At 69.2% G+C, this 22,462-nt stretch carries 23 protein-coding genes and 1 tRNA gene; 6 read left to right on the top strand and 18 right to left on the bottom strand.

Translation table 11 applies throughout. The annotated features are described in order from the left end of the window. Nucleotides 1-57 precede the first annotated feature (57 nt). The 5 genes from BST17_RS15360 to BST17_RS15340 form a co-directional block, all read right to left on the bottom strand. Nucleotides 58-546 (bottom strand): (2Fe-2S)-binding protein, encoded by a 489-nt coding sequence (locus tag BST17_RS15360; protein WP_083059514.1) that lies wholly within the window; start codon nucleotides 544-546, stop codon nucleotides 58-60. Next, on the bottom strand, nucleotides 539-1,414 hold the full coding sequence (locus BST17_RS15355; protein ID WP_083059513.1) for an FAD binding domain-containing protein: 876 nt from the start codon (nucleotides 1,412-1,414) through the stop codon (nucleotides 539-541). The genes BST17_RS15360 and BST17_RS15355 overlap by 8 nt, the downstream gene beginning before the upstream one ends. Continuing rightward, on the bottom strand, nucleotides 1,411-2,100 hold the full coding sequence (locus tag BST17_RS15350) for an SRPBCC family protein (protein ID WP_083059511.1): 690 nt from the start codon (nucleotides 2,098-2,100) through the stop codon (nucleotides 1,411-1,413). The genes BST17_RS15355 and BST17_RS15350 overlap by 4 nt, the downstream gene beginning before the upstream one ends. Before the next feature lie 3 nt (nucleotides 2,101-2,103). Then, entirely contained in the window at nucleotides 2,104-4,428 is a 2,325-nt protein-coding gene (locus BST17_RS15345; protein ID WP_083059509.1) for a xanthine dehydrogenase family protein molybdopterin-binding subunit, read from the bottom strand. Between the two features lie 111 nt (nucleotides 4,429-4,539). Continuing rightward, nucleotides 4,540-5,688 (bottom strand): XdhC family protein, encoded by a 1,149-nt coding sequence (locus tag BST17_RS15340; protein ID WP_083059507.1) that lies wholly within the window; start codon nucleotides 5,686-5,688, stop codon nucleotides 4,540-4,542. 46 nt (nucleotides 5,689-5,734) lie between these two features. On the opposite strand from BST17_RS15340, the gene BST17_RS15335 reads away from it, so the two are divergent. Continuing rightward, a complete protein-coding gene (locus BST17_RS15335; protein WP_083059506.1) occupies nucleotides 5,735-6,601 on the top strand; it encodes a DKNYY domain-containing protein in 867 nt (288 codons plus the stop codon). Here the strand turns inward: BST17_RS15335 and BST17_RS15330 are convergent. The 8 genes from BST17_RS15330 to BST17_RS15295 all read right to left on the bottom strand — a co-directional run bounded on the left by BST17_RS15330 (nucleotide 6,598) and on the right by BST17_RS15295 (nucleotide 14,662). Then, nucleotides 6,598-7,062 (bottom strand): hypothetical protein, encoded by a 465-nt coding sequence (locus BST17_RS15330; RefSeq protein ID WP_083059505.1) that lies wholly within the window; start codon nucleotides 7,060-7,062, stop codon nucleotides 6,598-6,600. The two genes, BST17_RS15335 and BST17_RS15330, sit on opposite strands and share 4 nt — an antisense overlap. Before the next feature lies 1 nt (nucleotide 7,063). Next, on the bottom strand, nucleotides 7,064-9,133 hold the full coding sequence (locus BST17_RS15325) for a glycoside hydrolase family 183 protein (protein WP_083059503.1): 2,070 nt from the start codon (nucleotides 9,131-9,133) through the stop codon (nucleotides 7,064-7,066). Nucleotides 9,134-9,253: 120 nt separating this feature from the next. Next, complete coding sequence (locus BST17_RS15320; protein ID WP_083059501.1) at nucleotides 9,254-9,619, bottom strand: hypothetical protein; 366 nt, start codon at nucleotides 9,617-9,619, stop codon at nucleotides 9,254-9,256. A 39-nt stretch (nucleotides 9,620-9,658) separates the two neighbouring features. Then, nucleotides 9,659-10,666: a zinc-binding dehydrogenase gene (locus tag BST17_RS15315; protein ID WP_083059498.1), complete on the bottom strand. Its 1,008-nt coding sequence runs from the start codon at nucleotides 10,664-10,666 to the stop codon at nucleotides 9,659-9,661. After that, nucleotides 10,642-12,216, bottom strand: coding sequence for a phosphonate ABC transporter, permease protein PhnE (gene phnE / locus BST17_RS15310; protein ID WP_083059496.1), 1,575 nt, complete (start codon nucleotides 12,214-12,216; stop codon nucleotides 10,642-10,644). The genes BST17_RS15315 and phnE overlap by 25 nt, the downstream gene beginning before the upstream one ends. Beyond that, nucleotides 12,213-13,013, bottom strand: a complete 801-nt coding sequence (gene phnC, locus BST17_RS15305) for a phosphonate ABC transporter ATP-binding protein (RefSeq protein ID WP_083059494.1) — start codon at nucleotides 13,011-13,013, stop codon at nucleotides 12,213-12,215. The genes phnE and phnC overlap by 4 nt, the downstream gene beginning before the upstream one ends. A 1-nt stretch (nucleotide 13,014) precedes the next feature. Then, nucleotides 13,015-13,971: a phosphate/phosphite/phosphonate ABC transporter substrate-binding protein gene (locus BST17_RS15300; protein WP_083059492.1), complete on the bottom strand. Its 957-nt coding sequence runs from the start codon at nucleotides 13,969-13,971 to the stop codon at nucleotides 13,015-13,017. A gap of 13 nt (nucleotides 13,972-13,984) precedes the next feature. After that, nucleotides 13,985-14,662: a phosphonatase-like hydrolase gene (locus BST17_RS15295; protein ID WP_083059490.1), complete on the bottom strand. Its 678-nt coding sequence runs from the start codon at nucleotides 14,660-14,662 to the stop codon at nucleotides 13,985-13,987. Nucleotides 14,663-14,770: 108 nt separating this feature from the next. Between BST17_RS15295 and BST17_RS15290 the strand changes: the two genes are divergently transcribed. Both BST17_RS15290 and BST17_RS29310 read left to right on the top strand, forming a co-directional pair. Then, on the top strand, nucleotides 14,771-15,502 hold the full coding sequence (locus BST17_RS15290) for a GntR family transcriptional regulator (RefSeq protein WP_083059488.1): 732 nt from the start codon (nucleotides 14,771-14,773) through the stop codon (nucleotides 15,500-15,502). A gap of 29 nt (nucleotides 15,503-15,531) precedes the next feature. Then, nucleotides 15,532-15,687 carry a hypothetical protein gene (locus BST17_RS29310; RefSeq protein WP_165762284.1) on the top strand — a complete coding sequence of 52 codons (156 nt, stop codon included), beginning with the start codon at nucleotides 15,532-15,534 and terminating at the stop codon, nucleotides 15,685-15,687. Here the strand turns inward: BST17_RS29310 and BST17_RS15285 are convergent, their stop codons facing one another. From BST17_RS15285 to BST17_RS15275, 3 genes are all read right to left on the bottom strand, one after another. Further along, on the bottom strand, nucleotides 15,688-16,092 hold the full coding sequence (locus BST17_RS15285) for an HNH endonuclease (protein WP_083059486.1): 405 nt from the start codon (nucleotides 16,090-16,092) through the stop codon (nucleotides 15,688-15,690). Between the two features lie 48 nt (nucleotides 16,093-16,140). Beyond that, nucleotides 16,141-16,212: transfer RNA gene (locus tag BST17_RS15280), tRNA-Thr, on the bottom strand. Between the two features lie 19 nt (nucleotides 16,213-16,231). Further along, a complete protein-coding gene (locus BST17_RS15275; protein ID WP_083059484.1) occupies nucleotides 16,232-17,263 on the bottom strand; it encodes a hypothetical protein in 1,032 nt (343 codons plus the stop codon). Nucleotides 17,264-17,371: 108 nt separating this feature from the next. Here BST17_RS15275 and BST17_RS15270 point away from each other — a divergent pair, with 108 nt between their 5' ends. Next, entirely contained in the window at nucleotides 17,372-18,100 is a 729-nt protein-coding gene (locus BST17_RS15270; RefSeq protein WP_083059601.1) for a response regulator transcription factor, read from the top strand. Nucleotides 18,101-18,114: 14 nt separating this feature from the next. Next, the gene (locus BST17_RS15265; RefSeq protein ID WP_083059482.1) at nucleotides 18,115-19,545 is read left to right on the top strand and encodes a sensor histidine kinase; all 1,431 of its coding nucleotides are present in this window, start codon (nucleotides 18,115-18,117) and stop codon (nucleotides 19,543-19,545) included. Here BST17_RS15265 and BST17_RS15260 read toward each other — a convergent pair. Beyond that, nucleotides 19,533-19,937, bottom strand: a complete 405-nt coding sequence (locus BST17_RS15260) for an HIT family protein (RefSeq protein WP_083059480.1) — start codon at nucleotides 19,935-19,937, stop codon at nucleotides 19,533-19,535. The two genes, BST17_RS15265 and BST17_RS15260, sit on opposite strands and share 13 nt — an antisense overlap. 63 nt (nucleotides 19,938-20,000) lie before the next feature. Here BST17_RS15260 and BST17_RS15255 point away from each other — a divergent pair, with 63 nt between their 5' ends. Further along, entirely contained in the window at nucleotides 20,001-21,644 is a 1,644-nt protein-coding gene (locus tag BST17_RS15255; RefSeq protein WP_083059478.1) for a 3-(methylthio)propionyl-CoA ligase, read from the top strand. On the opposite strand, the gene BST17_RS15250 is transcribed toward BST17_RS15255, so the two are convergent. After that, on the bottom strand, nucleotides 21,637-22,455 hold the full coding sequence (locus tag BST17_RS15250; RefSeq protein WP_207573648.1) for an SDR family NAD(P)-dependent oxidoreductase: 819 nt from the start codon (nucleotides 22,453-22,455) through the stop codon (nucleotides 21,637-21,639). The two genes, BST17_RS15255 and BST17_RS15250, sit on opposite strands and share 8 nt — an antisense overlap. Nucleotides 22,456-22,462: the final 7 nt, after the last annotated feature.

Raw genomic sequence — 22,462 nt, 5'->3', positions numbered from 1 at the left:
GACGCCGGAGAACGTCAGCAAACGCTGTCATGACTATCGACGGGGTCGGAGTCGACGTTACCGAACGGCGCCCTCGGCCAGCGACTGCGCGGCGCGCTTCACCGCGTTGACGATGCCCTGATAGCCGGTGCACCGGCAGAAGTTCCCGGACAGGCCTTCGCGGATCTCGTGGTCGGTGGGGTCGGGATTGTCGCGCAGCAGCGCGGTGATGGAGGTGACGAATCCGGGCGTGCAGAAGCCGCATTGCAGCCCGTGGCATTCCCGCATGGCCGCCTGCACCGCGGACAGGGTGCCGTCCTCGGCGGCGATGCCCTCGACGGTGGTGACCTCCTGGCCGTCGGCCTGCACGGCCAGCACCAGACAGGAGCGCACCGCCTGACCCTCCAGCAGCACGGTGCAGGCGCCGCATGCGCCGTGCTCGCAGCCCAGGTGCGTTCCGGTCAGGCCGCAGTTCTCGCGCAGGTGGTCGGCCAGGGTGACGCGGGGTTCGACGGTGTCCTGGTAGGGGCGACCGTTGACGGTGATCCCGACCGGCAGTTCATGCATCGAGGGCCTCCCTGGTGGCGTCGGTCCAGGCGCGGGCGACCATCGCCGCGCCCACCCTGGTGCGATAGGCCGCCGAGCCCTGCAGGTCGGCGGGGACGTCGGACAACTCGGACAGGGCCAGCCTGCCGAACTCGTCGGCGGTGACGTCGGTGACGGGCCGACCCGTGACGGCCTGTTCGGCCGGGGTTCCGCGCAGCGGGGTCGACCCCAGTCCCAGCAGGCCCACCGCGCAGCGGCGCACCCGGTCCTCGGCGTCCAGTTCGACGGCCACCGTGGCGCCCGCGATGGCGAAATCGCCGTGCCGGCGCGCGAATTCGTGTACCGCGAAACCGGTGCGTCCCGACCAGACGGGGAAGCGCACTGCGCGCAGCAGTTCGTCGCCGGCCAGCGCGTTCTCCCACAGGCCGGTGAAGAAGTCCGCGGCCGGGATGTGCCGGTTGCCGCGGGTCGAGGCGGCCTCGATGGTGGCGTCCAGTGTCAGTGCCACCGCGGCGAATTCGGCCGCCGGATCGGCGTGGGCGATCGCGCCGCCGAGGGTACCGCGATTGCGGATCTGGAAATGACCGATGTGTGGCGTGGCCAGCGACAGCAGCGGCACCGAATCGGCGACCTCGTCGTCCATGCCCACCAGCGTGTGCGAGGTGCCCGCGCCGACGACGAGTTCGTCGTCGCACAGGTCGATTCCGCACAGCTCGGGCACCCGCGAGATGTCCACCAGGTTCTCGAAATGGGTGAGCCGCATGGCCAGCAACGGGATCAGGCTCTGGCCGCCGGCGAGAACCTTTGCCTCCTCGCCGTATTCGGCGAGTGTCTGTACCGCTTCGGCGACCGACCCGGGGCGGTGGTAGGTGAACGGGGCGGCCTTCACGAGAGCAGCTTCGACAGCGCGGCGATCAGTTCGTCGGTGCCGGTGGCCACCGGGCGTACCGCGGTGCGCCTGCGGCCGGCCACGAATCCCAGGGCGCCGGCCGCCGCCGCGGCGGCCAGCACCGGACCATAGCGCTTGGCGACCGGCACTGCGACAACCTTGAGTAGGTCGACCGAGTCGGCCGCCGGCTGGGCCGCCGCCGCGGCCGTCTCGGCGGTGGGTGCCGCGGTGACCGGCGAGGTGGCCCCGCGCAGTTCGGCTTCCAGGTTGCGGGCGAACTGGGCGATCAGGTTGCCCGACACATCGGCGAGCACCCCGCGGCCGAACTGGGCGGCCTTGCCGGAGATGGCGAGGTCGGTGGAGATCACCACGGTGGTGGCGTCCCCCTCGTCCTTGAGTTGTGCGGTGACGGTGGCCGCGGCGGTGCCGTTGCCGCGGGTCTCCTTGCCCTCGGCCCTGAGCACGAGTCGCTGGGCGGCGGGATCCTTCTCCTGGTAGCGCGCGACGCCCTGGTAGGACACCGTGATCGGGCCGACCTTGACCTTCACCGCACCGGTGAAGTCGTCACCGTCGACGGACAGCAGGGTGGCGCCGGGCAGGCACGGGGCGACCCGTTCGACGTCGGTGAAGACCTCCCAGACCGTCGCGGCCGGCACCGCCACCCGGAATTCGTTGTTGAGTTCCATGTTTCAGCGGTCCTTCCGTTGCGCGGCGTCGATGAGGTCGACGATGGTCGCCGGGGTGGCCGGCATCGAGGTGACGGTGACACCGAGTGGGGCCAGTGCGTCGTTGATGGCGTTGATGACCGCGGGCGGTGACCCGATGGCCCCGCCCTCGCCGGCGCCCTTGTAGCCGCCGACACCCGGTCCGGGGATCTCCACGTGGCCGAACTCGATCGGCGGGACCTCGGTGGCCGTCGGCAGCAGGTAGTCGACGAAGGTGGACGCGACGGGGTTGCCGGCCTCGTCGTAGGCCAGATGCTCCAGCAGCGCACCACCGATGCCCTGGACGGTGCCGCCGGCGACCTGCCCCTCGACCACGTTCGGATTGATCATCGGGCCGACATCCTCGCTGACGATGTAGCGGGTAAGCGAGACCTGTCCGGTGACGGTGTCGACCTCGCAGGTGCAGACGTGGGTGGCGTTGGCCCAGTGGATCATTGCCTGCGAGCTGAACCGGGCGGTGGCCTCCAGGGTGGGGGAGACGCCGCCGAGTTGGGCCGGGTCGTAGTAGGAGCGGTAGGCGATGTCGGCGAAGCTGACCGATTTGTCCGGATCGGAGCGCACCGTGGCCCTGGAGTCGCCGAGGGCGATGCCCTCGGCGTCGGCGCCGAGCATCTGCGCGGCGATCGCGACGATCTGTCCGCGCAGGATGGCGCCCGCCTCGTGCACGGCACCGGCGGTCATGGGACCACTGCGGCTGCCCTGGGTACCGGCGCCGTACGGGGTGACTGCCGTGTCGCCCTGAATGGTGGACACGTCGGCGATGTCGGCGCCCAACGCATCCGCGGTGAGCTGCACGACGGTGGTCTCGATGCTGTTGCCCGCCGAGCCGCCGTTGACGTAGACGTTGATCTTGCCGGTCGACTCCATCCGGATGGTGGCGCCCTCGGTGGCCAGGTGTCCGGTCGCCGCGCCCGTCGGTTCGATGTAGGCCGAGAAGCCCATCCCGATGTAGCGGCCCTGCGCCAGCGCCTCGGCCTGCGCCTTGCGGAAGCCCTCGTGGTCGAGGATCTTCACCGCCTGCTCGAAGGTGTCCGCGGGTGCGCAGTTGTCATACGGCATGCCGTTGGGGTTGAAGAACGGCATCTCGTCCCCGCGCAGGATGTTGATCCGGCGCAGCTCCACCGGGTCCATCCCGATCTTGCGGGCGGCGATGTCGAGAAGCATTTCCCTGGTGAGGGTTTCGTACTGCCAGGGCCCGCGGTAGGCGTGCAGGCCGGGGGTGTTGGAGAACACCGTCTTGTAGTTGAAGCTGGCCTTCGGAACGCGGTAGGGGCCGGGGAAGAACATCCCGATCGCCGCGGTGGTGAGCACCGGGTAAGGCGTCGGGTACGCCCCGATGTCCTGGACGAAGTCGATGTCGGCGGCCAGGATCTTGCCGTCGGCGTCGAAGGCCATCCGGACGGTGCCGTCGACGTGGCGGGACTGACCGGCCGACATCAGGTTCTCGCGGCGGTCCTCGATCCACTTGAGCGGTCCGGGCACCTTGCGGGCGGCCAGCAGGATGCACATGTCCTCGCGCATGGGTACGACCTTCTGGCCGAACCCGCCGCCGGTGTCGCGCACGATGACGCGCACACCCTGGGCCGGGATGCCGAGCAGCCGGGCGGCGAAGGCCCGCAGTTCGTGGGGCGTCTGGGTGGATCCCCACACCGTGAGCTCTGCGGTGGCGGCTGTCCATTCGACGACGATGCCCCGGGTCTCCATCGGGACGGGGACGTACATCTGTTGGTAGATCCGCTCCTGCACGACATGCGCTGCGTTGGCGAAGAGCTCTTCGTCCGGCGGCATGCCCGCCATCCCACCGGCCACGTTGTCCGGATAGGCGTCGTGCACCATCACCTCGGAACCGACGGCCTTGCGGAAGTCGGCGACGGCGGGCAGCGGGGTGTAGTCCACATCGACGAGGTCGACGGCGTCCTCGGCGACGCGGCGACTCTCGGCGATGACCAGGGCGACCGGGTCGCCGACGAATTTCACCTCCCCGTGCGCCAGCGGCGGCCGGGGGGTGTCGGCGACATCCTTTCCGGCCACGGCATGCCACGCCTCGCGCACCTCGGGGTTGATATCGGCCGCGGTGAACACCGCCTGTACCCCCGGCAGCGCCAGCGCGGCGGCGGTGTCGATGCCGTTGACGGTGGCCCGGGCGAACGGACTGCGCACGAAGCAGGCGTGCAGCATGCCGGGGCGTTGGATGTCGTCGACGTACGTGCCCCGGCCGGTCAGCAACCGGGTGTCCTCGACACGGGGGACGCGAGCGCCGGCGTATCGGGTGTCGACGGTTCCCGTCACTGGAGGCTCCTGTCATCCGTCACTTTCGCGCGGAAGTGGGCTGGATCACACGCGACTGTGAGTGTGGTTATCGTACACAGAGAGTTCGCGTTCCAGAAAGGAAGAGTCGCGTTACCGCTGCTCGGCGGCCTGTTCGTGGTGGATGCGACCGTCCACGGCCGCCAGCGGACGTCCGCCGCCGCCCCACCGGCGGGCGATGATCTCGGCGACGATCGAGACCGCGGTCTCCTCCGGCGTGCGTGCGCCCAGGTCGAGCCCGATCGGGCTGGACAGCCGGCCCAGCTCCATCTCGCCCAGACCCGCCTCGGCCAGCCTGGCCATCCTGTCGACATGGGTGCGCCGCGAACCCATCGCGCCGACGTAGCCGACCCGGGGTAACCGCAGCGCCACCTCCAGGGCCGGCACGTCGAACTTGGGATCGTGGGTCAGCACGCAGATGGCGGTCCGCCCGTCGATGGCGTCGGCCTCGGACTGGGCCCGCAGATAGCGGTCGGGCCAGTCGACCACCACCTCGTCGGCCGCCGGGAACCGGGCCGCCGTGGCGAACACCGGACGCGCGTCACACACCGTCACGCGATAGCCCAGGAAGTCGGCCTGGCGGGCCAGCGCGGCGGCGAAGTCGATGGCCCCGACGATCAGCATCCGCGGCCTGGGCGCGTAGCTGGCGACGAACACCTCCATGCCGCGGTCGTCGGTCTCGTCGACGCGTTCGCCGTCCGGACCGTAGGACAGCACCGCGGTCTGTCCGGCCAGCAGGAGGCCGCGCGCATCATCGGCCACCGCGGCATCGGCGCGGGCCGATCCCAGCGAGCCGTCGGACCCGTCGGGTTCGATGACGATCCGGCGCCCGACCCGGGTGCGGTCGGGGTGGGCGATCACGGTGGCCACCGCGATCGGCCGGTGATTCTCGATCGCCTCGGCCACGGCGGACAATTGCGGAAAGGTCTGCTGCGACACCGGTTCGACGAATACGTCGAGGATGCCCCCGCAGGTCAGACCGACGGCGAACGCGTCGTCATCGGTGATCCCGTAGCGCTGCAACTCGGGCACCCCGCCGGCGACCACCTCGGTGGCCAGTTCGTACACCGCACCCTCCACGCAGCCGCCGGACACCGAGCCGGCGACGCTGCCGTCGGGTGCCACCGCCAGCGCGGCCCCGGCCGGTCGTGGCGCGGAGCGGATGGTGCGCACGACGGTGGCCAGCCCGGCGGTACCGCCCGAGCGCCACGTGGCCATCAGATCGTCGAGCACTTCTCGCACGAGTTGAAGTCTAGGTGCGCGACGGCAACTACCGGCATGATGAGCCATGCGCACAATCGTGGCCTTCGCCGCGCTGCTGATGTCGGTGGTGCTGTCCGGTTGCGGAACCGGGGAGCCGAACTCCCTGTTCGACGCCGCCGGCTACCACGTGCGTGACGGTGCCGTCTACTACCTGAATGCGTTTCCCGGCAAGGCGTTTGCCGTCGACGGCGCCGATGCCGGAACCTTCGAGGTGCTGGACCGCAGCTTCGCCCGCGACCGCCACGCCGTATACCTCGACGGGCGGCCGTTGGCCGATGCCGACCCGGCAACCTTTCGCCTGCTGGACCGGGCCGGCTACGCCGCGGATGCACACCGGGTCTTCCTTCGCGATCAGGTGATCAGCACCGATCCCGAGCACTTCGAGCTGCTCGACGGTGACCTGTCCCGCGATGGTGTCGCGGTGTATTGGCCGGACGGCAGTGTGCTCTCCGATGATCCCGAGCATTTCGCGGTCATCTCGAACGCGAATCACTACCTGTTCACCCGGGACAGCGACAGTGTGCACGTCAACGGCAACCGGGTGCTCGGCGCCGATCCGCGCGCCTTCCGGGTCATCGGCGGGGCCTACGCCGTCGATGGTGTGCGGGCCTTCTACTTCGACGGCGCCGTCGCCGGAGCCGACGCGGCGTCGCTGCGGCATCTGGAGGGCGCCTACGCCGCCGACGGGCGTGCTGCCTACTGGATGGGCCGGCCGATCGACGGTGCCGACCCGGTCACCTTCCGGGTGCTCAGCGCGGCGCTGGAATGCTCGGCCGACGCCACCCGCGCCTATCATCGGCGCGACGTGATCCGCGGTGCTGCGCCGGGCATGTTCCCTGCTGGCCGTCCGGTCACCGGGTGCTCGACGGAGCGGATCACGTTCGCGGACTAGCCGTTACGCGTCCACAGACAGTGTCCGGTCATCACGATGTCGAACAGCCGCGGCGCCACCTGCACCGTCAGTGGCCGACCGGGCGCACCTTCGGCGGTCAGCGGTTCGCCGACGACGCCGGCACTCACCACGGCCTGTTGTGTTGCCGTGCAGCGGGTTCCGGGATCCAGCGGGGTGGCCGTCCAGGTGCCCGCCGCCAGATTGGGGTTGCGCAGCCCCTCGCCGTGCAGCGCCATCGCCGGACCGTAGCTGACCCAGCGGTCACTCGGGTCGCCGGGAACCGTCACCGCGCTCCAGCGCCCGGCCGCGCAGACCAGGGGCAGCGACTGCCCGGTGGGCATGGTGGCGGCCCCGGCCAACTCAGGTGTGCACGCCGTACCCGGTTGCGGCGGTTCGGCCTGTGCCGGGGCGGCGGTCGCCAGCACCGCGACCGTCAACGCCACACTCACCCGGGCACGCATGTCACAGCTTCGCGAGGTCGGTCTTGACCAGCCACACGTTGTAGTCGTTCCACACCGAGAGGTTGAAGTACAACTCGGTGCCGGTGCCCAGTGTCGACGGTGACCACGGGTGCATCATCGGAGCGTAGATCCCGCCGCCCTGCTGACCCATCAGCACCGTCGGCGCCGACCAGCCGCCCTCCGGGCGATCCGAGGTGCGCAGGATGACGTTGTTGAACTGATCACCGTGCAGCGCAACGTATTTGCCGAGCTGCTTGTTGTATTGCACCGACATCTCGCTGACCTGGTTACCGGCCTTGCCGACCCCGCAGGCGCCGGTCTCCCGGCCGAAGACCGGCGAGGCCTTGCCCGGATCGTTGCGGTACCAGCCGGCCTTGTAGGCGCCGATGCCGAAGATGCCGCCCTTACTGCCCTTGCTGTAGTACTCGTACTTGGTGACATCGAGGATGTCGGCCTCGGCGACCCGGGAGATGTAGGCCTGGCCCTGCCTGCCGTTGGGGGTGCCGTAGGAGTACACGAAACCGTCACCGGGCCGGACGAGGGCGGCCTGCTGGAAGTTCGCGTTACCGCCGAAGTTGTTGCGCACACTCTTCGGGGAGATGTACCAGTTCTCGCCGTTGTCCTCGGAATAGGCGATCGCCGAATAGTTGGTCGACCACTGCCCGGCCGCGCCCCACTGCTTGACCGAGATGAAGCTGACGTACTGGGTGGCGCCGAACTGGGTACCGGGGGTGGGCACCGAGATCCCCGCGGTGGGGATCAGCGTGACGCCGGTGGGCAGACCGCGGGGCAGGCGCTCGGGCAGGATGATCTGCCGCGCGTAGTGCTCCTCCCACAGCGGTGAGCCGCCGAACATGTTGCCGTTCAACCACTGTCCGCCGGGCACCGCCATCCCGTCGGCCAGGTTGCGGTCCGGGCTGCGGAACAGCGTGTTCAGCCGCCAGGTGCCGGTCATGTTAGGACCGCCGAAGGTGTCACCGAAGGCGATCAGCACCTGGTTCTCGTTGATCGGGGTGCTCGGGTCATCGGGAATGCCGTTGTCCCACATGGTCCCGACGTCGGTGCCCCAGATGCCGTACCGGTTGAAGGTGTCGTTGGGGGCGAAGTTCCCGGTGACCCAGTCCACGAAGCTGGTGGACCCACTGAACTGGTAGCCGCGGGGCGGGAAGTTGGGGCGCGGATTGAGCGCGGCCGCGACCAGTGCCCGCGCCGAGGTGTCGTCGATATCGCTCGCCGCCTCGTGTGCCGGGTCCAGCCGGGTCAGCAGATTGTCGACCTCACGGCGGGCGAACGCCAGCAGGGCCCAGGCCAGCGTCGGGCTGCTCGGCGAGCCGGGGACCACACCTGCCGCCCAGTCGAGCACGTTGGCGACGACCTTGACCACGCCGGTGAGCGGGTGTGCGGCCTGGGTGGCGGGGCGCGCCGGGTTCGCGGTGACGGTGGCGGCGGCCAGGGTACGCGCCGAAGCGAACACCGCGACGGTGTCGGCCTGTGCGAGCGAGTCGGCCGGATCGGCGGCCGCCGGCACGGCCGTGGCAGGTGGTGTTGTCACTGTGCCGGTGCTTGCGGGTGTGGTAGCCGGCGATTCGGTGACCGTCGTCTTCTGATCGGCCGACTTCGTGACGGCCGGTCGGCCGGCCTGGCGCACCGACCGGGGCTTCTTGGGCAGCTGCTGGGCCGGGTGTTCGGCGACGGGCTCGGCGTCGATTCCGGTGTCGGTCTCGGGGTCCGGGTCGGTCGCGGTGCTGTCCTCTGAGTCCGCTGAATCATCGGACTCGGTGTCGGCGTCGGTGTCGTCGGCGTCCTCGGCGTCCTTGCTGTCGGCGTCGTCGGATGCGGGACCGGCCGTCGAGGTGCCGGCGTCCGAAGTTGCGGTCGTGCCGGTGGACCCGGCGGAGCCCGACGATCCCGTAGCGCCGCCGGAGCCGCTCGACGAACTCGACTGGCTCGAGGAACCCGATGATTCGCTGCCCTCGGCAGCGGCGATGCCGTGCCCGGTGGCGATCGCCGTTCCGACGCCGAGGGCGAGGGCCAAGCCCCCCACCCGACCGATATATGCCGCTGAGCCCATGACGCGCCTCCGTGAAGTCCGCCCCCCGGCCCGACAAGTGCCTCCATTAGAACTCAGCAAAGCCCCAGAGGAGGAGGCAATCGCCCCATCGGTCACAGCCGCCGCAACTGACCAGGGGATTCAGTCGATCAGGCCGGCCTCGCGCAGCGCCTCCGTGTAGAGATCGCTGGCCTCGTCGATTCCGTTACCGACCCACGCGTCTACGACGGCCACCCGGTCGGCCACCAGCTGCACCCGATTGGCCCAGCGCTCGAAGTCCGGATCGCGGCGCAGCCGGTCGATCTGGGTCTGGCTGCCCTGGATCAGGAAGAAGCCGCCGAGTTCGGTGGTCTGCGGGCGCAGGATCGTCACGTCGTAGCGTTCGATGCGGCCGGCCTCGGCGAGTTCGGCGAGGAACGCCCGGGATGCCTTCAGCGTCTCCAGCGCCTGCGGTTCGCGGCCCTGCGTGGGCAGACCCCACGCGACCCAGAATCCGGCGTCAGCCATCGTGCACCTCCTAGTCGGTGTCCCGAAGGTACTAGAGCGTCAGGGCCGGATCGCGGTACGCAGCGCCGGCGCCGGCGGCGGCCGCAACGCGTCGGCCAACCGGGACAGCGGTAGCGGCGCGGTGACCAGTGCGGCCCACGGGTACCTGTCGTGGGTGCGGTCCAGGAACCCGACCGCCTGCTGGAGGTGCCGCGGTTCGTAGTTGTGCACCCCGGTGATGGTCAGCCAACGCCGGACCACGGTCTCGGTGTCGACGGGCAGTGCATCGGCGGGCAGCACCGACCCGGCGAGCACCAACCGGCCACCGATGTCGAGCCGGGCCAGCGCGGCCCCGATGGCCGGGGTGGACCCGGTGTAGTCGATCGCCACATCGACCGGGCTGTCGTCACTGCGCCGGGCGCCGAACGCCTCGGCCTGTGCCACGCGGGCGGGGTTGCGGTCGAGCACCTGCACGTCGGCACCGGCCTCCCGGCCCGCCGCGACGGCGGTGAGCCCGAGCATCCCGGCGCCGAGGACGAGTATCCGCCGGCCGGACAACGGACCCGCGGCATCCAGCGTCGCCATCACGGTGGCCGTCGCGCACGCCGCGGGCGCGGCGACCGCATCGGGCATCCGGTCGGGAACCGCGGCGATCGTGGTACCGGCCGGCAAGACGATGTGCTCGGCATAGGAACCCGACAGCGGCCAGTCGCCGTCGAACGGCTCATGCCCGGTCTTGCGCACCGAGGTGCACTTGGCGCTGCGCCCGGCGCGGCAGCGCGTGCAGGCGCCACAGCTGACCGTGACCGACCAGACGATGCGTTGTCCCACAGCCAGACCGGGTCCGGACACCACCTCCCCGACCGCCTCGTGGCCCAGGATCGACGGGTACGGCCCGGGCCGACGGCCCGACACCGTGTGCAGGTCGCTGCCGCACACCGTGGCGAGCCGCACGCGGGCCAGTACGTCGGCGGCGCCCAGCGCGGGGATGTCGACCCGTCGCAGCGAGATGTCCGATCCGCCGGTCCAGACGGCGGCCCGGGTCACACCAGGCGTGAGCGTATCCAACCCGACAGCCTTTCGATGGAATAGACGATGGCGAAGATGACGAGCACGATCGCGCCGGCCACGTCGAAGTTCAGCGTGCGGATCGACTCGAAGAGCAGGAAGCCGATGCCGCCCGCCCCGACGATGCCCAGCACCGTCGAGGTGCGCACGTTGACGTCGAACAGGTACAGGCTGGAGCCGACCATGGCGGGCATCGACTGGGGAAACACGGCCGAGAACAACGTCTTCCACCATCCGCCGCCGACCGACCGGACCGCCTCCATCGGCCCGGGATCGATCTCCTCGACGGCGTCGGCGACAAGTTTGGCCAGGAACCCGACCGATCCGATGGCCAGCGCGCAGGTGCCGGCGATGGGGCCCAGGCCGAGCGCGGCGACGAACACGACGGCCAGGATGAGTTCGGGGACCGCGCGCACCACCAGGATCCAACCGCGGGCCAGCCAGTACAGCGCGGCGTTCGGTGCGATGTTGCGGGCAGCCAGGATGCCGACCGGAATCGAGAGCAACACACCGATGGCGGTGGCCACCACGCCGATCGCGACGGTCTGGACGGCGGCGAAGAACAGGTCGGCGCCCAAGGCGTCGAAGTTCGGCGGGATCATCCGGGTGAATATCCCGACCGACGGGCCGACCCAGGTGAGCAGCGAGAGCGGACTGATCTCCAACACGATGAAGGCGGCCGCGGTGGTGCCGATCAGGAGCCCGGAGAACGAGATTCGGACGGCGCGGTCGCGACGGGGGCGCAGGCCGTCGGAGGTGAGCAGCATCCGGCGGATGAAGATGGCCAGCAGTTCCATCGCGACGATGATCACCAGGATCACCGCGACGATGCCCAGCGCGCGGGGATAGATCAACCCGCGCAGCGCATCCTGTAGTGCGAAGCCGATGCCACCGGCCCCGACGAATCCGAGCACCACCGACATCCGCAGATTGATGTCGACCCGGTAGACGAAGGTTCCGATCCACGAGGGGATGACCTGCGGGACAACCGCGTTGAGCATCTCGCGCAGGTAGCCTGCGCCGGTGCTGCGGACGGCTTCGCGCGGGCCGGGATCGGTCTGTTCGATGGCGTCGGCGAACAGCTTGCCGAGCATCCCGATCGAATGCAGCGCCAGCGCCAGGATGCCGGGCAGCACACCGATGCCGAGGGCGCGGACGAACAGCACCGCGAACAGCAGATCGGGCATGGCGCGGCAGAACGTGATGAAGCCACGGGCGACGGCGTACACCGCGGGATGCGGGGTGGTGTTGCGCGCTGCCAGGAACGCCAGCGGAACAGAGGCGGCCGCCGCCAGTACGGTGCCCAGCACCGCCATCAGCAGCGTTTCGAACGCCAGTCCGGTAATGCGTGCCGGGTCGTCCAGGCGCGGCGGCAGCATCCGCTCGACGAGCGCGACGATCTTGTCGAAGTCCGAGATCAGTGCGGCGGGAACGAATTCGATGGACCAGGCCGCCACCAGGGTGGCCACCAGTGCGGCGACCATCACCAGGTGCAGCAGGCCGGGCAGTGGTGGCCGGGTGCGGTTCGGTCGGGTGAGGGTTGTCGTCATGACCGTTGTCTGGTCTGATCCAGCGCCGGATCCACGCGCTGGTAGATGCCCATGACGTCGTCGCGGGTCATTCCGACCGCGGGCCGGTCGAGCACCTTCTGTCCGTTGCGCAGCCCGACCAGTCGGTGCGCCCACCCCAGTGCCAGATCCACCTGGTGCAGGGTGCACACCACGGTGAGCTTCTCCTCGATGCAGACCCGGAACAGCAGATCCATGACGATGCCTGCATTTTCGGGGTCCAGCGAGGCGACCGGCTCGTCGGCCAGCAGCAGCGCGGGGCGCTGCATGAGGGTGCGGGCGATGGCGACGCGCTGCTGCTGGCCGCCGGACAGGGTGTCGGCGCGGCGTTCGGCGAAATCGGCCAACCCCACCCGGTCGAGGTGTTCCAGCGCCGCGGCGCGCATGTACTTCGGGTAGGTCAGTGCGCCATAGCGGGGCAGGGTGAGGTGACCGAGCCCGCCGATCAGGACGTTCTCCAGGCAGGTGAGGCGGCCGACCAGGTTGAAGTGCTGGAAGACGAAGCCGACCCGGGTGCGCAGGGCGCGCAGCTGCTTGTTCGAGGCCTGGTCGACCCGGGTCCCGCCGACGTCAACGCGGCCGGAGGTGACCGGGTGCAGTCCGTTGAAACACCGTAGCAGCGTGGACTTTCCGGAACCGGACAGGCCGAGCAGCACCAGCAGTTCGCTGCGCCGCACGTCCAGGGATACGGCGTCCAGTGCCAGGGTGTCGCCGAAGCGTTTGGTGACATCGCGGGCGACGATCACCAGATCGTCGCCCGCGACGGCCGTCTCGGTCATGTCAGCCCTTGCACTTCTCGGAGCCGGTGACATCGCAAACGTGTCGGACGCCGTCGTAGTCGGAATCGGCGGCCGGGACGACGCCCCAGGCGCGTTCGTCGGTGACCCGGCAGGCGTCGCCCTCGCAGAAGCCGGCCGCCTGCAGACTCGGTACGTTGACCTTGTCGGTGAAGATGGCCGTGAGCTTGTCGATGGCCTCGGTGCCCAGCGCGTCGTTGGCGGCGAATACCGAGCCGGCGATCATCTCGGACTTCCAGACGGTCTTGAGTTGGCCGGGCTGCAGGTCGCCCTTCTCGATCATGGTCGTGTCGACCATGGTGTCGAAGGCGAAGCCGGCGTCGCAGTCGCCGTTGGCGATGGACAGTGCCGAGGAATCGTGACCGCCGGCGAAGACCGGTGACATGGCGGCCGACACGTCGGCCTCGGAACCGGACTTGATGACGCCCTCTTCGATCAGGCCGGCGGTCGGGTACAGGTAACCCGATGTCGAACCCGGATCGACGAAGCAGACCTTCTTGCCGGCGAAGTCGGGGAGGCCGTTGATGGCGTCGGCGTCGGAGCGGGCCAGGCCGTAGGACTGATAGCCCGGCTTCTCACCCTCGTCGCCGATCACGGCGCCCAGCGGAGTGATCTTGGCGCCGTTGACCTTTGCCACCACGTACGCGAACGGGCCGAAGAAGGCGAGGTCGACGTTGTCGGCGATCATGCCCTCGACGACACCGGCATAGTCGGAGGCCTGGACGAATTCGACCTTGGAGCCGGTCTCGCGCTCCAGCATCTTGATCAACGGGTCGTAGCTGGCCTTGAGGTCCGAGGAGTTCTCGGCCGGAATGGCGGCCAGTGTCAGCGTTTCGGGGAAGCCCTGGGCGTTGGGAGCTGTGGAACCGGGGTCGCTGCTGGAACAACCGGCCAGGGCGAGCGTGGCGACGGCGGCCACGGTGAGAGTGCGAATGATCATGCGGGTGGGCCTTTCAGCGGTGGGAGAGGACGAGGTGGGCGAAGTCGGCGACGGTGGCCACTACGTGGGTGGCTCCGGCGGCGTTCAGGGTGGCGGCATCGTGCGCGCCGGTCAGGGTGCCTGCGACCAGCGAGGCTCCGGCCCGCAGGCCGGAGGTGATGTCGCTGGAGGTGTCGCCGAGCACGGCGACCTTGGCGACATCGTCGATTCCGGTGCGCAACAGGCTGTTCAGCACCAGGTCGGGGTAGGGGCGGCCGCGGCCGCCGGCGCCGGGTGCCAGCACCACGTCGGCCAGGTCGTGCCAGCCGAGCGCGTCGATGATGGCCTGCTGGGTGGCCGGGCTGAAGCCGGTCGTGAGCGCGACCCGCACGCCGGCGGCGCGGAGCTTGGCAATGGCTTCCTCGGCACCGGGGATGGCGGTGACGCCGCGGTCGATGTGGGCGTTGTAGGTCTGTTCGAAGGTGGCGTTCGCCTGCTGGGCGCGGTCCTCGGCGCCGAACAGGTGCCGGAACACCTCGATCTTGGACTGGCCCATGGTGTCGCGGACGTAGGTGCGGGCGGCCTCGCGCTCCGCACCAGATGCCGGAACACCGACGGCGGTGGCCGCGGCGTCGAAGGCGTGCAGCACCAGGCCGTCGTCGGCAACGGTGGTGCCCGCCATGTCCAGGACAGTCAGTTCGATCGGTGGCATGCGGACACCCTGACACTTGGTCTATACCAAGGCGTGTATCGAAGGCGAACGGTCGGTGAACAGGTATCGAGTAATTGGTCTAGACCATGGTCTATGCCAGCGTTTGCTATGGTCAGGCAGGTGATTGGCAATGCCCGTCCGCGGGTTCTCAAACACCAGGTCATCCGCGAGAAGCTGGATCGGATGCTCGACGACATGCAGGTCGGTGACCCATTCCCGGCCGAGCGCGAGATCGCCGAGTTGTTCGACGTGGCCCGCGAGACCGTGCGTCAGGCGGTCCGTGAACTGCTGCTCGCCGGCCGGGTCGAACGCCGCGGCCGCACCACCGTGGTGGCTGCGCCCAAGCTGCTGCAGCCCCTGGGGATGGGCTCCTATACCGAGGCGGCCCGCGAGGAGGGGCATGCCGTCGACCGGTTCCTGGTGGGCTGGACCACCCTGGCGGCCGACGAGACGCTGGCCGAGGTGCTGCGCATCGATGTCGGCGCCGAGGTGCTGCAGCTGGAGCGTGTCTTCACCACCGACGGCGTGCGGGTCGGGCTGGAGACCAGCCGGCTACCGGCGTACCGCTTCCCCGGATTGGTCCAGCACTTCGACTACCGGACCTCCCTGTACGCCGAGATCCGCAGCAGGGGAGTGGTATTCGCCAAGACCGTGGACACCATCGACGCCGCGCTTCCCGATGCGCGGGAGTCGGCGCTACTGACGGTGGACGCCCGCACCCCGATGTTCCTGCTCAACCGGGTGTCCTACGACCAGCGCGGCGTGCCCATCGAACAACGGCGCTCGCTCTACCGCGGCGACCGCATGACGTTCACCATCGTCATGGAGGACAGCGTTTAGTTTCCGGCCCGTGCGGAGAACCCGCAGGCATGGAACAGCGCAACGACCCGCCCGCACACCCCGCGGACGCCACCAAGGCGACCGAGGAGCAGCGCGCGGTCCAGGACCAGCTCGACCGCCGACACGAAGATCCGGACGGACCCGGTCTGCACGAGAGCCGCCACCAGATCGCCGACGAGACGTAGCTAGTAGGACTTGCCGTCGGCGTAGCGCTGTCGTCGGAAGCTGCGGCCGTTGCCGCGGTTGCGGCTCTTGTAGGTCGGCAGCTGCGAGTCGCAGTTCGGGCAGACCAGGCGGAGGTTCTCGCGGCGGTTGTTGTCGGAATTGCCGTCGATGTGGTCGAGGACGAGGGTCAGCGGAAGGCCCTGCCAGCTGCCGGCGCCGCCGCAGAGGGCGCAGCAACCGGATTGCTCGGCGGCGATGTACGAGCGGATGTAGTGACCCTGCAGAGAGCCCGCTCGGCCCTGGCCCGATTCCAGCCACACCTTCGTCCGCGTCGTGCGTCGGAACGCAATCTGACACGAATTGCTACAGAACACCTTCTGGCTGCGTCGCGTGAGTTCAGCTCCGCAGCCCTGACACCGTCTCATGGCCGCACGCTACGTTCCGGGTCCGACAAGCCGTCCCGGGCAAATTTGAGCCCCCGGTCGGGATTGAACCGACGGCCGTCCGCTTACAAGGCGGAAGCTCTACCACTGAGCTACGGAGGCGGGTACTACGCCGGACAGCTTAGCCTTCCTCGTCGATGACTCGTTCGGAGACCACGGCGCGCGGCATGTTGCTGGTGCGCCGGCTGCGCTGACGGCCCAGCGGGATACGTCCGGCGATGTTCGACAGCGGGTTGACCACCTGCGAGAGCGTGATGACGGCCTCGTGCAGCGCATCGATGGTCGGAGCCAGTGCCTCCAGGCCGGGGGCCAACCGGTTGAGGGTGTCGGCGACGTCGGCGAGCTTGAGCAGCGGACCGTCCGGGTCGGTCAGGGTGTCGAGCAGCCCGCCCTCGGACAGCAGGGTGTCCGCGACGCCGTCCTCGCGCAGGATGCGTTCGATCAGGCCGTCGTCGGCGAGCAACTGGTCGGCGAGTCCGCCGGGGGCGATGACCCGCGACAGCGCGCCGCTGTCGGTGGTGAGGCGGTCGATGAGGCCGCCCTCGGCGGTGATCTGGTCGACCAGGCCGCCCTTGGCCAGTGCCCGTCCGACCGGGCCGTTCTGGGAGAGCAGTTGTTCGGCGACCCCGTCCTCGCGCAGCGCCCGCTCGACCAAACCCTCCTCGGCGAGCAACCGGTCGGCCAGGCCGCCGGGGGCGATCACCCGCGACACCACACCACCCTCGGCCGTCAGCCGATCGACCAGTCCGCCCTCGGCGGTGACCTGGTCGATCAGCCCGTTCTCGGCCAGCGCGCGGGCCACCGGCCCGTTCTGGTTGTTGAGCCGGTCCAGCAGACCGCCGGGCGCGGTCAATTGGTCGACCAGCCCGCCCGGGCGCAGTAGTTGGTTGAGCGGACCCTCCGGGGCCAGCGCGCGACCCAGCGGCGCGTCGTCGTCCATCAGCCGGGCCAGCCGGTTGGCGCGGTCGACCGCGTCATCGATGCCGAGCATTGCGGCAAAGCCGGTGGTGCCGGCGGACGGGCTGACCTCATTCAGCGAGCGCTGCACCGCCTTGAGCGTGCCACCTGCGATGTTGAGGCCCAGGTCGGCAACGGCGAGCCCGACCCGCACCGGGGCCGTGGCAACCTGCACGATGGTGTTGCCGAGGTTCATGTCGCCAGTCTAGGGCGGCCGTCGGCGGGCCCTGCCCCGAATGCATTCTCAGAGACTTCACAGCCGGCTTGCAGCTTCGCTTCAACCAGGGAGAGCACTGTGAACTTCATGGCAATGGCAGCGATCTCCGAATCCCGCGACACGATCCCCGAGGCCCGGGTGCTCGTCGTCGACGATGAGACCAACATCGTCGAGCTCCTCTCGGTGAGCCTGAAGTTCCAGGGCTTCGAGGTGCACACCGCCTCCAGCGGCCCGGACGCGCTGGCCAAGGCCCGCGAGATCCGCCCGGACGCGGTCATCCTGGACGTGATGATGCCCGGCATGGACGGCTTCGGCGTGCTGCGCCGGCTGCGCGCCGACGGGATCGACGCCCCCGCGCTGTTCCTCACCGCGCGTGACAACCTGCAGGACAAGATCACCGGGCTGACCCTCGGCGGCGACGACTATGTCACCAAGCCGTTCAGCCTCGAAGAGGTGGTCGCCCGCCTGCGCGTCATCCTGCGCCGCGTCGGCCGCGGCGTGGAGGAGCCCAAGAACGCCCGGCTCAGCTTCGCCGACATCGAACTCGACGAGGAGACCCACGAGGTGTGGAAGGCCGGCGAGCCCGTCTCGCTGTCGCCGACCGAGTTCACCCTGCTGCGCTACTTCATCATCAACGCGGGCACGGTGCTGTCCAAGCCGAAGATCCTCGACCACGTGTGGCGTTACGACTTCGGCGGTGATGTCAACGTCGTCGAGTCGTACGTGTCCTATCTGCGCCGCAAGATCGACACCGGTGACAAGCGCCTGCTGCACACGCTGCGCGGAGTCGGCTACGTGTTGCGCGAACCGCGGTAGACCACCGGGCATCGATGATCGACAGATACCGGCGGGGCGTCCCGCTGCGCGTCGGGCTGGTGGCGGCCACCCTGGTGCTGGTGGCGATCGGGTTGCTCGCCTCCGGCATTGCGGTCACCTCGATCATGCGGCACACCGAGATCGAGCGGGTCGACGACACCCTGCTGGAGGCCTCCGGCGGATGGGCGCGCGCCCCGATGGCCTTCGCCGCGCCGCTGCAGGATCCCAACCCGGCGCACCCGCCGACGAACTTCTACGTCCGCGGCACCGACGCCGACGGCCGGATTCAACTGGCCGTCAACGACAGTTCGGCCGAGCCGGTGCTGCCGGCGAACAACGATGTCGGCCCCGACCCGGTGACGGTCGGTTCGGTCGACGGATCCGATGTGCAGTGGCGGGCGGTGACGGTCGCCGGCCCCGACGGGGAACTGACCACCGTCGCGATCGACCTCACCGATGTCGACTCCAGCGTGCGCGCCCTGATCTGGTCGCAGGTCGGGATCGGCGCCGCGGTACTGCTGGTGCTCGGCGTCGTCGGCTACGCGGTGGTGCACCGTAGCCTGCGTCCGCTGGCCGAGGTGGAGGAGACGGCCGCCGCGATCGCCGACGGCGAGCTGGATCGCCGTGTTCCGCAACGGGACCCGCGTACCGAGGTGGGCAGGCTCTCGCTGGCGCTCAACGGCATGCTCGCCCAGATCCAGCGGGCCATGGCATCCTCGGCGCAATCGGCAGAACTGGCCCAGCAGTCCGAGGAACGCATGCGCCGCTTCATCGCCGACGCCAGCCACGACCTGCGCACCCCGCTGACCACCATCCGCGGTTATGCCGAGTTGTACCGCCAGGGCGCGGCCCGGGACACCGAGATGCTGATGGGCCGCATCGAGAGTGAGGCAGGCCGGATGGGCCTGCTGGTCGAGGATCTGCTGCTGCTGGCCCGCCTCGACGAACAACGCCCGCTGGACCAGCGCCGGGTCGACCTGCTGGCGCTGGCCAGCGATGCGGTGCACGATGCACAGACCGTGGCGCCTGCACGCCCCATCGGCATGCAGGTGTTCGACGGCCCCGGCACCCCGGAGGTCCTCGGCGACGAGGCCCGGCTACGGCAGGTGCTGAGCAATCTGATGGCCAACGCGTTGCAACACACCCCGGAGGCGGCGCGCGTCACGGTGCGCGTCGGCACCGACGGTGACGATGCGGTGATCGAGGTCTGTGACGAGGGTCCCGGCATGAATCCCGAAGACGCACAACGGGTCTTCGAACGTTTCTATCGCGCCGACTCGTCCCGAACCCGGGCCAGCGGCGGGTCCGGGCTGGGCCTGTCGATCGTCGACTCCCTGGTCCTGGCGCATGGCGGCACCGTCTCGGTGGACACCGCGCCCGGACAGGGCTGCCGATTCCGCGTTGCGCTGCCGCGGATCGTCGAGGTGGCTGTTCAGCCCAGCTGAGCCAGCGCAGCCTTGATCTTGGTCTGGGCCTCGTCCAACGATTCCGGTGACGGATTGCGATCGACCGAGGCGAAACCGAAGTCGGTGAGATTGCGCGCCGGGAACACGTGGACGTGCAGATGCGGTACCTCCAGCCCGGCGATGATGACGCCGGCCCGCTCGGTGTCGAACGCCGCGCAGACGGCCTTGCCGATCTTCTGCGATACGGCCATCACCCGGCCGAACAGTGCGGGGTCGAGGTCCTGCCAGTTGTCGACCTCGGCCCGCGGCACCACCAGGGTATGGCCCTGGGTCATCGGTTCGATGGTCAGGAACGCCACGATCTCGTCGTCCTCGTAGACGAATCGGCCCGGGATATCTCCGTTGATGATCATCGTGAACACAGTCGCCATGGCCACGAGGTTAGTCCTTTCGAAGCCCTGCAGTGCGGGGGTGGCACTGGCTAGCCTGGTCGGATGCTGGGTCTCATGCAGGACCGACCGTTGATGATCTCCTCGCTGATCGACCACGCGGCGACCTTCCACGGGGACACCGAGATCGTGTCCCGGCTGCCCGAGGGCGACATCCGGCGCACTACCTGGGCGGCGGTGCGGGACCGCTCCCAACAGGTCGCCAACGCGCTCGCCGAACTGGGCATCGAACCGGGCGACCGGGTCGGCACCCTGGCCTGGAACAGCGACCGCCACCTGTCGCTGTACTACGGCGTCTCCGGATCCGGGGCCATCCTGCACACCGTCAATCCACGGCTGTTCGCCGAGCAGATCATCTACATCATCAACCACGCCGAGGACCGGGTGCTGTTCTTCGACATCACCTTCGCCGCCCTGATCGAACAGATTGCGCCGCAACTGGACACGGTGCGCACCTATATCGCGATGACCGATCGCGCGCACCTGCCCGCCATCGCCGTGGACAACGTGCTGTGCTTCGACGAGCTCATCGACGCCCAGTCCACGTCCTACGACTGGCCGGAATTCGACGAACGCACCGCATCCTCGCTGTGCTACACCTCGGGCACCACCGGAAATCCCAAGGGCGTGCTGTACTCCCACCGCTCGACGGTGTTGCATGCGCTGGGCGCGGTGCCGCGGGACAGCTTCGACCTGCACAGCGCGTCCACCGTCCTGGTGGTGGTGCCGATGTTCCACGCCAACGCCTGGGGCACGCCCTATACCGCGCCGTTGGTGGGCGCCAAGCTGGTGCTTCCCGGCCCACACCTGGATGGCGAGAGCCTCTACGAACTGATGCGCGACGAGCGGGTGAACTTCACCCAGGGCGTCCCCACGGTGTGGATGATGCTGTTCTCCTATCTCGACGATCACCCCGAGATCGACCCGCACGAACTGAATCTCGAGTTCGCCGGCACCGGCGGTGCGGCACTGCCGCAGTCGATGATCGAACGCTTCGAACGAGACTTCGGTTCGGAGGTGGTGCAGGGCTGGGGGATGACCGAGACCAGCCCGCTGTGCGTCATCGGCAAGCTGCAACCCCGGCATGCCGGGTTGTCGGCCGAGGAGAAGATGCATCTCAAACTCAAGCAGGGCCACGCCATCTGGGGTGTCGACATCAAGATCGTCGATGACGACGGCAATCGGCTGCCCTGGGACGGGAAGGCCTTCGGTGAGGTGTTCGTCCGCGGGCCGTGGATCGCCAGCGGCTACTTCAAGGGCGAGGGCGGGGACAAGCTGGACGCCGAAGGCTTCTTCCCGACCGGTGACGTGGCCACCATCGACCCCGACGGCTACCTGCATCTGGTCGACCGCGCCAAGGACGTCATCAAGTCCGGCGGCGAGTGGATCAGTTCGATCGACCTGGAGAACGCCGCCACCGGACATCCGGCGGTGGCCGAGGCAGCGGTGATCGGTGTGCCACATCCCAAGTGGCAGGAACGGCCGCTGCTGCTGGTGGTGCGCAGACCGGGGCAGGACGCAACGCGCGAGGAGATCCTGGCCTACCTCGCCGAACGGGTGGCCAAGTGGTGGCTTCCCAACGACGTGGTCTTCGTCGAGGAACTGCCGCACACCGCGACCGGCAAACTGCTCAAACTGCAGCTGCGCAACGAGTACCGCGACCACCAGCTGCCCGACACGGTCAGCTGACGGCGGCGGCGATCTCCTCGACCGTCCACGGTGGCGCGTCGTGGTGGTCCCGATAGGCCACCAACGCCGGCTGCTGCCGGTCGAACCGGCCGACGAAACCGCCTGCGGCGATGAAGATCTGACCGGTGATGTGTCGGGCGAGGTCGCCGGCCAGATACGCGTACGTCGGAGCGACATACTCCGGCGGCCCGGCGTCCAGCGCCCCCTGGGCGCTCACATCGTCGAGCAGTCCACGCCGGTTCAGCTCCCGGATGTGCTGTTCGTAGTCGTCCCCGGTCGACAGCCGGGTCTTGGCGCCGGGGCACACCACGTTGGCCCGCACCCCGTGCTCGGCGAGCTCGGCGGCGATGGCCGACGTCAGGCTGTTCACTGCGCCCTTGCCTGCGGGATATCCGGTGCCGCCGTAATCACCGAGGTAGGCAAAGGAACTCGTGTTGACGATCGCACCCGATCCCTGCCGCACCATATGCGGCGCGGCGGCGCGGCAGGTCTCGAACACCGTCAGCAGATGCGCGTCGAGCAGGGCCCGGAACTGGGCCGATGTCACGTTGAGGATCGAAGACCCGGTCGGCTCCGCGGTGCCCGCGCAGTTGATCAGGATGTCGATGCGGCCGAACTCGTCGACGCAGCGCCCGATCAGCGCGTCGGCCACCTCGGGGTCGGCCGGCGATCCGGAAAAACCGATACCGGAAACCCGTTCGGCGGCCGCGGAGACGGCGTGCGGCTCCCGGCCGTTGACCACCACGTGGGCGCCGAGCGCGGCCAACAATTCGGCCACGGCCAGGCCGACGCCGCGGGTGCCGCCGACCACGACGGCA

The organism is Mycolicibacterium bacteremicum (assembly GCF_002086115.1).
Taxonomy (GTDB): Bacteria; Actinomycetota; Actinomycetes; order Mycobacteriales; family Mycobacteriaceae; genus Mycobacterium; species Mycobacterium bacteremicum.
Note: the sequence above shows the minus strand (reverse complement) of the source record. Positions and strands in the feature narration are given on the sequence as shown.